Genomic DNA, 10,585 nt, shown 5'->3' with positions numbered 1-10,585 from the left:
GGCTTGGGGCCGGGCCCTGGCTGTGGCCCGGCGCCGCGGCGTCCACGAGGAAGGGCGCCCGGATAGCCGCCGCCCGCACGCCCGGCTCTCCCCCGGCGGATGCCGGCAGCGGCGGGACGAGGGCCGGAGGTTCACCGCCGTGGTGGCCGCCGGCGCCCGGCGTCACCGCGACGAGAGTGTCGGCAAGGTCCCGGGTGTGCCGGTCGTGCGCAACGAGCAGCACGGTGACCTTTCCGCGGAGCCCGGCGAGGGCCCGATTGACCAGTGTGGCCGATCCCCGGTCCAGATGGGCGGTGGGTTCATCCAGGAGCAGTACGCGGGCGCCGGCCTCGATCCTCGCCAGCCCGCGGGCCAGAGCAACCCGCCTCAGCTCCCCCGGGCTCAGCTCGGCCGGGTGCTTGGCCGCCAGGTGCCCCGCGCCCACGGCCGCCAGGCACCTCGCTGCCGCATCGGCTTCCGCGCCCACGTCGGTGCCGGCACCGAGGCCGCCGGCCGCGGCGTCGGCGGCGGCGGGAACGCCGAGATACAGCCGGATCTCGTCCAGCACCGTGGAGGCCACCATGACGGGGTGCTGTGGCACCCAGGCGACCTCCGCCGTCGTGAATCCTCCGAGGCGTCCGGACACGGCGGTCCCCGCGTCCGTCCCGACGGTCCCGGAGAGGACTCCGAGCACGGTGCTCTTGCCGGCGCCGCTGGCACCGTCGAGTGCCGTGATCTGGCCGGCCGCGGCAGTGAAGCTCAACGGTCCGACCGCGGCGTCCGTGCGTCCGCCGAAGCGGACGGTCAGTCCGTCCACGGTGACGGCGGGCGGGCCGGCAGCAGGACCGGAGGCCGGCGTCGGATCCAGGGGTGCGGCTCCGGGGTCCGCGAGGACTGCTGTGGTTTCGGCGAGCGCTGCCCGGCCGTCGTCGCTGGCGTGGTGTGCGGTGCCGAGCTCCCGGAGCGGAAGGTAGCAGTCGGGAGCGAKGATGAGCGCAAGCAGCCCTGCCTCAAGCGCCATGTCGCCGTGGACCAGGCGGACGCCGATGAACACGGCGACGACCGCCACGGAAATCGTCGAGATGAGCTCCAGGGCCAGGGCGGAGAGGAAGGCCGTGCGCAATGTCCCCATGGTCCGGGAACGATATTCCTCGGACATGTCCTCCAGCGCCTGGCGCTGGGCTGAGGCCCGGCCCAGGCCCACGAGGACGGGCAGGCCTTTGGCGAGCTCGAGCATGTGCCCGGAGAGCCGTGCCAGTGCGGACTGGGCGTCCCTGACACGTTCCTCGGTGTACCGCCCGATCAGGATCATGAACAGCGGCACCAGCGGCACCGTCAGCACGATCACCACGGCGCTGACCCAGTCGGCGAACAGGATGCGGGCGCCCAGCAGCAGCGGAATGGCCGCGCAGTTCACCAGCGCGGGCAGGAACTGGGTGTAGTAGCTATCCAGGGCATCCAGCCCCCGGGTTGCCAGCACGGCGAGGCCGCCGTCGGCGGGCCCGGCAGACCGCGTGCCGTTCCTGAGCGCCTGCTCCAGCAGTTGCGAGCGCAGCTCCTCCTTCACTCCGAGCGCCGCCCGGCGTGAGGCCACGGACTGGCCCCATACCGTCAGTGAGCGCAGCACTGCCCCCGCGGCGCCCAGAACCAGCTGGTCTGCCCAGGCGGGGTCATGAGCGGCGAGCCCGGCGAGCATCGAAGCCACGGCCTGCGCCATGAGCACGAGCGAGAGCGCCTTCAGGGCGGCAAGCAGTCCCAGCAGGTAGAGGGCGGAACGGGTCGAGGGGCCGGCGGGGAACGGTCTCATCTGGGAAGTTAGTCCTTCGGTGCCAGCGCTTTGGCGGCGATCGCGGGAAGGAAGCTGTGCGCCTCCGGGATATGCGCTGCGCTCACCCGGCGCCGGAACACCCAGTACGTCCAGGCCTGGTACGCCAGGACCAGCGGCAGCCCGATGCAGGCCACAATGCTCATCAGGCCCAGGGTGTAGTCCGAGGACGAGGCGTTGGAGACGGTGAGATTGAACGCGGGATCCAGCGTGGACGGAAGAACCACAGGGAAGGCGGCACCGAAGATGGAGGCGCTGCCGAGCAGGAGAAAGGCGCCCAGCGACATGAAGGCACGGCCTTCGGCCCCCTTGCGGGCGAAATTCCACGCCAGGACCGCGGCGACGACGGCGGCGACCACGGCGGCGATGGTCCAGGCCTCGCCGCTGAGGAGCTGGAGGCTCACCGCCCAGCCGGCCATGGGCAGCAGCAGCACAGGCAGCAGCCGGACGAACCAGGCCCGCGCCCGGTGGCGTACCTCGCCGTCGGTCTTCAGCGCCAGGAACCCGAGACCGTGCAGGAGGGAGAATCCGACGACGGCGAGTCCGCCGAGCACGGCGTAACCGCTGAACCAGGCAAAGGGGCCGCCCTCGCGGTCGCCGTTGGCGTTCAGCGGCAGTCCCGTGGTGGTCAGGGCCAGTGCGGCGCCGACGCCGAAGGCCGCGACGAACGACCCTGCCGAGATGGCCCAGTCCCAGCGGGCGCGCCACCGGGGGTTGTCCACCTTGCCGCGGTATTCGAAGGCGACCGCCCGGAAAATGAGCGCCACGAGAACCAGCAGGAGTGGCAGGTACAGGGCGGAGAAAAGCGAGGCGTACCAGAGCGGGAACGCCGCGAAGGTGGCGCCGCCGGCGGTCAGGAGCCAGACCTCGTTGCCGTCCCAGACCGGGCCGATCGTGTTGATCAGGACGCGGCGTTCGGTGTTGTTCCGGGCGAACCCCTTCATCAGCATGCCGACGCCGAGGTCGAAGCCCTCGAGGAAGAGATAGCCCGTCCACAGCACCGCGATGGCAACGAACCAGATGGTGGGTAGCAGTTCCATGCTGAGAATCCTCTGCGTATTTTTCGTGTGGGTTGCTGGGTGGTGGGGTGCCGGGCGGGCGCCTAGTAGGCGAACGCCAGGACGTCGTCGTCGGGTTTGCCGGGACCGCCCCGGGGGGTGTTGTCCTCGTTTTCGTCAACGGGGGCGTGGGCAAGTTCCGGCATGGCCGAGGCCACGCCGCCGCGGATGTACTTGACCAGGAGCTTGACCTCCACCACCAGCAGCACAGCATAGATGGAGGTCAGGACCACGAGGGAGGTCAGGATCTCTCCGGCCGAGACTCCCGGTGAGACAGCCGCGGCGGTGAACATGAAGACCTGGTCGATGCCGCTGGGGTCCGGGTTGGGGGCGACGACGAACGGCTGGCGGCCCATCTCGGTAAAGATCCAGCCCGCCGCGTTGGCACCAAACGGTGCGAGGATCCCGAACACCGCCAAGCGCATGAGGCCGCGGGAGGCCGGCACGGTTCCCTTGCGGGTGGCCCACAGCGCCAGAAGGGCGGTGAGGGCGGCCACGCCGCCGAAGCCGATCATCATCCGGAAGCCCCAGTAGGTGACTTCCATGACGGGCACGTACTGGATTTGCTGTCCGGCGCGGTCGCCGTAGATGGGGTTGTCCGGCAGGGTAGTGCCGTACTTGTCCTGGTACTCGCCCAGCAGGCTGTTGACGCCCTTGACCTCCGTGGTGAAGTCGCCCTTGGCCAGGAAGGACAGGATGCCCGGGACCTCGATCACGGCCACGATGTCATCGCAGTTCTTGGCGCCGAGGTTGCCGACGCTGAGGACCGAGAAGCCGGTGCCATCATGGCAGGCTGCCTCGGCGGCGGCCATCTTCATGGGCTGCTGCTCGAACATGAGCTTGCCCTGCAGATCTCCGGTGACGGCGGTGCCCGCGAAGGAAATCATGGCGACGACGGCGCCGATCCTCAGCGAGCGGATCCAGACGGTGTGGTCGCTGCGGTCCCGGCCGAGGATGCCGGCGGCTTCGCCGGGGATCACCTTGCCGTCGGCCCCGATGGTGTCGATGCCGTCGTGGCGGCGGCGCCACAGGTGGTACCAGGCGATGCCGAGCAGGAACCCGCCGGCGACGGCGAGGGCACCGAAGAGAGTGTGGGGCACGGCGACCAGGGCCGTGTTGTTGGTGAAGACGGCCCACGCGTCGGTCATGACGGGGCGGCCGTTGACCATTTCGACGCCGACGGGGTGTTGCATCCAGCTGTTGGCCACGATGATGAAGTAGGCCGAGAAGACGGAGCCAATGACGGCGATCCAGAGGCAGGCCAGGTGGATGGCGGGCTTGAGCTGTTTCCAGCCGAAGATCCACAGGCCCAGGAAGGTTGACTCGACGAAGAACGCCAACAACGCTTCCAGGGCCAGCGGGGCGCCAAAAACGTCACCGACAAAGCGGCTGTACTCGCTCCAGGCCATACCGAACTGGAACTCCTGCACGATTCCGGTGGCCACGCCCATGATGAAGTTGATCAGGAAGAGCTTGCCCCAGAACTTGGTCATACGCAGATATTCGGGCTTGCCGGTGCGGTACCAGAGCGTCTGGATCACAGCCACCACCAGCCCGAGGCCGATCGTGAGCGGCACCATCATGAAGTGGTAGACCGTGGTGATTCCGAATTGCCAGCGTGCGATTTCCAAGGCGTCCAAGGCAGTCCCTACTTTTGGCTAGGTCCGAGCAACTTCTACGTGGCGTAGAAATGATTCTTCTACAGAGTGTAGAACACATCGCCGCTTCCCCGTAACTCAGACTCCCACGGCACGTCACGGCCTGCAATGGAAAAAAGCCCCTGTCCCGCCGCCCCGGGGCCGGCGGCGCGACACGCCGGGCGGCCGTGTTCTACTTCATGTAGAAAGAACGCGCAAAACGCGGTAAATTTGTAAACGAAGTATTCACATACACCGCCCCGGCAGGCACCAGCAGTTTCCCAGCATGACGCCGGCGCGGCAGGCATAGAAGGATGTACGCAATGGCAAGTCTCGGTGAACTGGAACGGGCAGTGATGGACCTGCTCTGGGCAGGCCAAGAAGCTGCGACAGCCAATACGCTGCGGGACCTCCTCGCACAAAGCACCCAGCCCCAGGACGGCAGCGCCGGACACGTGGGCAAAGACCTCGCGGTCACCACGGTGCTGACCGTACTCTCGCGCCTTGAGCGGAAGGGCCTGGTGGAACGCGAACGCGGCACCCGCCCGCACCGCTACCAAGCCGTCTCGAGCCGTGCGGACCACACCGCGGAACTCATGCACGAGGTCCTCGGCTCCGCTCCGGACCGCGAAGCCGTCCTGGCCCGGTTCATTGGTTCCGTCACGGATAACGAGGCAGAAACCCTGCGCAAGCTTTTGGGCCGCAGCTAGCGCCCGATGTTCTGGACCTCATATTTTCTGGCGGTCCTGGCGATAGCATTGGCGTGGCCGGTGCCTATCCTCCTCTCCCGTGCCCAGTGGCCGGCCCGCTCCCCCTTCACGGCGATGCTGTTGTGGCAGGCGATCGCCCTGGCCGGCGGCCTGTCCATGATCGGCGCCATGCTGGTTTACGGGCTCGAGCCGGTAGGGGACAACCTGCTCTCGGGCCTGCGGGCGCTGGCTGGCATGGTCTTCCACAATGCCCCCACCACGGAACTGGGCTTCTGGCACATCTTTGCGCTCTCGGCAGCGGCCCTGCTGACGGCGCACCTGGTATTTACCCTGCTGCTGACCTACTACAAGATCCAGCGCCAGCGCCGCCGCCACCGCGAGCTGCTGGACCTCCTGGCGTCGCCGTCCTCCGACGGCCCTGGGACGATGGTCCTGAACGTGGACTCGCCTGTGGCGTACTGCCTGCCCGGCGGAGCACGGTCCGTGACGGTTCTCTCCGACGGCCTCATGGCCGCCCTGGAGCCCGATGAGTTGCGTGCCGTGCTGATTCACGAGAACGCCCACCTGAGCCAGCGCCACCACCTCCTGCTGTGGGCCTTCGCCGCGTGGCGCCAGGCGCTGCCCTGGCTGCCCACCACCCGGCTGGCGCAGGAGTCGGTCAACTCCCTGATCGAGATGCTGGCCGACGACGTTGCGCTCAAGACGGAGAGCAAGGCGACCCTGATCAGGGCGATTGCCATTGTGGCCAGCGGGTCCCCGGCCACCCCCGCGGTGCGCCTGGCGTTCGGCGAGCCCGGCGTGGCCGACGGCGACCCCGGCCAGCCCGGCGCCACCGGAGGCAGCGGCTCAGCGGGTACAACGGCGTCACGCGTCAGCCGCCTGCTCTCGCCGCAGCCGCCGCTGCCGGAACCGCTGCGCGCCGCTGTCCTGGCCTGCTGCGTGCTGCTGCTGGCCGTGCCGACGGCCCTGCTGCTGGTCCCTGGCCTGCTCGGCTAAGTCCGGCTCCCTGCCAGTCCTGTCATCCGGCCCCGGCGCCGGACCGCCCGCCACAGCAGCGGCGGAGCGGCCGGTTTCGCGCCAGGATAGCCATCAGCGCCGCTATTTCAGCAGCTTGCTGGCCTTGACTTGGAGGTCGACGTTGCCGGACCCGTTGCCCTTGGACGTTCCATTGATCGCCGAGGTGGTCATGGCGAAGGTCAGTGTCGAGTGGGCGATCGCGTCGGCCATTTGCTCCAGCACAGTGGTGTTGACGTTGGCGATGGTGTCGCAGGCCTGGTGGTAGCAGGCGTCATGCGCCACGTTCGGTATCCCGCCGAACACTGCCGCTTCCGCCGCCGTCTTAAGGTCTTCCGCGCCGGTGAACAGGCCACCCGCCGGAATCCCGTTGTTGATGAACCCGGAGTAGTCCGAGCGCCCGTCGAACTGGGTCGGCGCAGTAGGCAGGTTCTGGGACTTGAAGTAGTCCAGGAAGACCTTCTCGACGAGCCCGGAGCCATTGGGGCCCTTCGTGCCGAAGGAGGAGCCGTCGCCGTCGTAGACGAACCGCACAAAGTTCGGCGAGCCGACCATGTCGAAATTGAGGTTGACCGCGTGGGCCTTGATCTGGCTCGCCGTCAGCTGGGATGTGTAGAAGTCGGAGCCGACAAGTCCGGGCTCCTCCCCTCCCCAGAAGGCGAAGCGGACCCTGTTCACGGGGGCCTGGCCCGACTTCTTCAGCTGGATCGCCGTCTCGAGGATGGCGGCTGTCCCGGTGCCGTTGTCGTTGATGCCCGGCCCTTCCGGCACGGAATCCAGATGCGCCCCCACCAGGACGGTGCGGTCCGCGCGTCCGCCGGTGTCGGCCAGGATATTGAACGAGGTCAGCTTGGTGACGGTGGAGTTCACAGCGAGGTGCATGCTCACGCCGTTCAGCCCGGCAAGTTCGGCGCCGGTGGCGAAGCTGGTGCTGACCACCGGGATACCTGCCTGAGGCGCGTCCAGGGTGCCGCCGAAGAGGGCAAAGCGCTCGTCCGCCGGGTCCGCATTGCCCTGGTTGAAGATGATGACGCCTGCCGCCCCGGCCGCGGCGGCGTTGTCCGCCTTGACCCGGAAGGTGCAGGTGCCGCGCTGGATCAGGGCGATGTTGCCCGCCGTGAACCCGCCGAAGTCGGCTGCCTCGCAGCCGCTGGTGGAGGCCCGGTCGCCGGCCAGGTTGATGTCGACGGCGCTCAGCGGGGCCGTGACGTTGCCGGAACCGGAATAGTTCATATCGAGGAAGCCGTCCGGGGCGTCATAGGCGTAGGTTCGCGGGGAGGGCGAGAGGCGCTCCATCGACGCCGAGACGGTGTCGTAGCGCTCGTAGGGGAAGGTTTGGCGGACCGGGGCGTAGCCGGCGGCCCACAACTTGCGCTCGATGTACTGGGCGGAGGCTTCGTATCCCGGAGTGCTGGCAGCCCGGGTGCCACCGTTGGCGTCCGCGACGGTCTGGAGGGCCGCGAGGTGTTTCATGATGTTTGTTGCCGACACGGCAGCGCGCAGGGGTGCCGTGTTTGTTCCGTTGTCAGCGAGTGCGGGCGGCGCAAGGCTGGCCGCCAGTCCGATCGAGGCGGCGATGGCCGCACGGCGGATATTCCGGCGTTGCTTCATAGGGTTCTCCTGGATTCGGCTGCGGAATCCGATCCGGGCGTCCTTGCCCGCATGGGTGAGATGAAGCTATCGGAAGCACCTTGGGCAAAGGTTGAGAGAACCAGGCGCCAGCGAAGCAGCCGCGACGGCACAGATTTACGTCGCCGGCCCGTCCCCGCCGGCGGAACGTCAGGCGTCGATGCGCTCCCGGTCCAGGTTGGCGGCGCCTGCAATGATGAAATCCTTGCGCGGCGCCACGTCCGAGCCCATGAGGAGGTCGAAAGTCTCTTCGGCCTGCTTGGCGTTCTCGATCCCGACCTTGCGGAGCGTTCGGTGCCGCGGGTCCATGGTGGTTTCGGCCAGCTGCTCCGCATCCATTTCGCCCAGCCCCTTGTACCGCTGGATCGGTTCCTTGTAGCGCTTGCCCTCCTTGGCGAGCCGCGCCAGCAGGACATGGAGCTCAGCCTCGGAGTAGGTGTAGATCATCTCGTTGGCCTTCTGGCCGGCGTTGACGACCTCCACCCGGTGCAGCGGCGGGACGGCGGCGAAGACGCGCCCCTCGTCGATCATCGGACGCATGTAGCGGAAGAAGAGCGTCAGGAGCAGGGTCCGGATGTGCGCACCGTCGACGTCGGCGTCGGTCATCAGGATCACTTTGCCGTACCGGGCGGCGCTGATGTCGAACGTGCGGCCGGAACCGGCCCCCACCACCTGGATCAGAGCAGCGCACTCGGCGTTGGAGAGCATGTCCCCCACCGAGGCCTTCTGGACGTTGAGGATCTTGCCGCGGATCGGCAGGAGCGCCTGGAAGTCGGAGGACCGCGCCAGCTTGGCGGTGCCGAGTGCGGAGTCGCCTTCGACGATGAACAGTTCGGAGCGTCCGACGTCGTCGGTGCGGCAGTCGGCGAGCTTGGTGGGCATGGAGGAGGTTTCCAGCGCATTCTTGCGGCGCTGGGTTTCCTTGTGGACCCGCGCCGAGATGCGGGACTTCATCTCGCTGACGATCTTTTCCAGCAGCAGCGCGGACTGGGCCTTGTCGTTGCGGTTGGCGGAGGTCAGCTTCGCGGTGATCTCCTGTTCCACCACCTTGGCCACGATCGCCCGGACGGCGGAGGTGCCCAGGATTTCCTTGGTCTGGCCCTCGAACTGCGGTTCGGCCAGCCGGACGGTCAGGACCGCGGTCAGGCCGGCGAAGATGTCGTCCTTTTCGATCTTGTCGGTGCCGGCCTTGAGCTTGCGGGCATTGGTCTCCACGGCCTTCCGGAAGGTCTTGAGCAGGGCCTGCTCGAAGCCGGACTGGTGGGTGCCGCCCTTGGGCGTGGAAATGATGTTGACGAAGGTCCGGACCGTGCTGTCGTAGCCGATCCCCCAGCGCAGCGCGACGTCGACCTCACAGTCGCGTTCGACCTCCGCGAGCTGGCTGTGGCCCTTTTCGTCGAGGACGGGGACGGTTTCCTTGAATTTCCCGGCACCATGGAGACGCCAGATATCCGTGACGGCGGGGTCGGCGGCGAGGAAGTCGACAAATTCGGAGATGCCGCCGTCGTGGTGGAAAACCTCTTCATGCGGGCCCGATTCTCCGGGCGTGCCGGCAATCCTGCGTTCATCCCGGACCGTGAGCTTCAGCCCGGGGACCAGGAACGAGGTCTGGCGCGCACGCGCGGCGAGGTCATCGTAGGAGAATTTGGCGTCGGGCGTGAAGATCTGCCGGTCCGCCCAGTAGCGGATCCGGGTTCCGGTCACGCCGCGCTTCGCCTTGCCCACGACATCGAGCACAGAGCCGTCGATGAAGGGTTCGAAGAGAGTCGCGGGGTCCGGCTTGGTGCCCGGATCCTTGAACCGGCCCGGTTCCCCCCGGCGGAAGGACATCTTGTATGTCTTGCCGCCGCGGTCCACTTCGACGTCGAGGCGGGCCGAGAGCGCGTTGACCACCGAGGCGCCCACGCCGTGCAGGCCGCCGGAAGCGGTGTAGGAGCCGCCGCCGAACTTTCCGCCGGCGTGCAGTTTGGTGAAGACGACCTCGACGCCGGTCAGCCCGGTTTTCGGTTCGACGTCCACGGGGATGCCGCGGCCGTCGTCGTGGATCTCGACCGAGTTGTCCGCGTGGAGGATGATCTTGATGTCGTGGCCGAAGCCGGCGAGGGCCTCGTCGACGGAGTTGTCGATGATTTCCCAGAGGCAGTGCATGAGGCCGCGGGAGTCCGTGGAGCCGATGTACATGCCCGGGCGCTTACGGACGGCCTCGAGGCCCTCCAGCACGGAGAGGTGCCGGGCGGTGTAATCAGAACTGRGTGCCACGGGTCGTGAACTCCTTACAGGATCGGGACAGCCACCGCAGCGTGCGCAGGCGGCAGTCACAGAATTTGACGCTCTTCCTAGGTTAGTCGGACTCCGGGTGATCGATGGTCTGCCACTCCCCGCGGGGGCTCTCCGGCCACCCGCCGTTACTGAGACGTGATACGCGGACAGCGAAAGTAGGCCATCCGTGCCATGGTTTGGCCACGAATGCTGGTTATATAGGTATACCGATCTACTAAGGAGGCCGAACATGACAACAGCAGTTGCGGACCGCACACTGACCGCCGCAGACCGGTGCGATCGTTGCGGAGCACAGGCATATGTCCGAGTTGTTCTCGGTGCCTCCGGCGGTGAGCTTCTTTTCTGCGGCCACCACGCACGCGCCGTAGAACCGACCCTCAAGCCGCTCAGTTCAGACTGGCATGATGAGACTGACCGCCTTCACCAGAAGGCTCCGGTTCCGGTCGACTAGAC

The 10,585-nt window shown here is 67.4% G+C and carries 8 protein-coding genes; 3 read left to right on the top strand and 5 right to left on the bottom strand.

From position 1 onward, the window contains the following. The 3 genes from cydD to AC1D1S_RS15595 all read right to left on the bottom strand — a co-directional run. Positions 1-1,786: thiol reductant ABC exporter subunit CydD (cydD, locus tag AC1D1S_RS15605; RefSeq protein WP_476994862.1), on the bottom strand; the 1,786-nt coding region annotated here is incomplete at its 3' end. An 8-nt stretch (positions 1,787-1,794) separates the two neighbouring features. Continuing rightward, positions 1,795-2,844 (bottom strand): cytochrome d ubiquinol oxidase subunit II, encoded by a 1,050-nt coding sequence (cydB, locus tag AC1D1S_RS15600; protein WP_223917101.1) that lies wholly within the window; start codon positions 2,842-2,844, stop codon positions 1,795-1,797. Positions 2,845-2,906: 62 nt separating this feature from the next. Next, positions 2,907-4,502 carry a cytochrome ubiquinol oxidase subunit I gene (locus AC1D1S_RS15595; protein WP_476994861.1) on the bottom strand — a complete coding sequence of 532 codons (1,596 nt, stop codon included), beginning with the start codon at positions 4,500-4,502 and terminating at the stop codon, positions 2,907-2,909. A gap of 320 nt (positions 4,503-4,822) precedes the next feature. Here AC1D1S_RS15595 and AC1D1S_RS15590 point away from each other — a divergent pair, with 320 nt between their 5' ends. Further along, on the top strand, positions 4,823-5,209 hold the full coding sequence (locus AC1D1S_RS15590) for a BlaI/MecI/CopY family transcriptional regulator (RefSeq protein WP_018772400.1): 387 nt from the start codon (positions 4,823-4,825) through the stop codon (positions 5,207-5,209). A gap of 6 nt (positions 5,210-5,215) precedes the next feature. Continuing rightward, positions 5,216-6,205, top strand: a complete 990-nt coding sequence (locus AC1D1S_RS15585) for a M56 family metallopeptidase (protein ID WP_476945532.1) — start codon at positions 5,216-5,218, stop codon at positions 6,203-6,205. A 102-nt stretch (positions 6,206-6,307) separates the two neighbouring features. On the opposite strand, the gene AC1D1S_RS15580 is transcribed toward AC1D1S_RS15585, so the two are convergent. Together AC1D1S_RS15580 and AC1D1S_RS15575 are read right to left on the bottom strand one after the other, a co-directional pair. Continuing rightward, the gene (locus AC1D1S_RS15580) at positions 6,308-7,834 is read right to left on the bottom strand and encodes a M20/M25/M40 family metallo-hydrolase (protein WP_476994860.1); all 1,527 of its coding nucleotides are present in this window, start codon (positions 7,832-7,834) and stop codon (positions 6,308-6,310) included. A gap of 168 nt (positions 7,835-8,002) precedes the next feature. Then, positions 8,003-10,111 carry a DNA gyrase/topoisomerase IV subunit B gene (locus tag AC1D1S_RS15575; RefSeq protein WP_476994859.1) on the bottom strand — a complete coding sequence of 703 codons (2,109 nt, stop codon included), beginning with the start codon at positions 10,109-10,111 and terminating at the stop codon, positions 8,003-8,005. 250 nt (positions 10,112-10,361) lie between these two features. Between AC1D1S_RS15575 and AC1D1S_RS15570 the strand changes: the two genes are divergently transcribed. After that, entirely contained in the window at positions 10,362-10,583 is a 222-nt protein-coding gene (locus tag AC1D1S_RS15570) for a DUF7455 domain-containing protein (protein WP_026266251.1), read from the top strand. The last annotated feature ends 2 nt before the right edge of the window (positions 10,584-10,585 follow it).

It is taken from the genome of Arthrobacter sp. P1_A5 (assembly GCF_056406825.1).
This window is presented reverse-complemented; position numbering and strand designations above follow the sequence as displayed.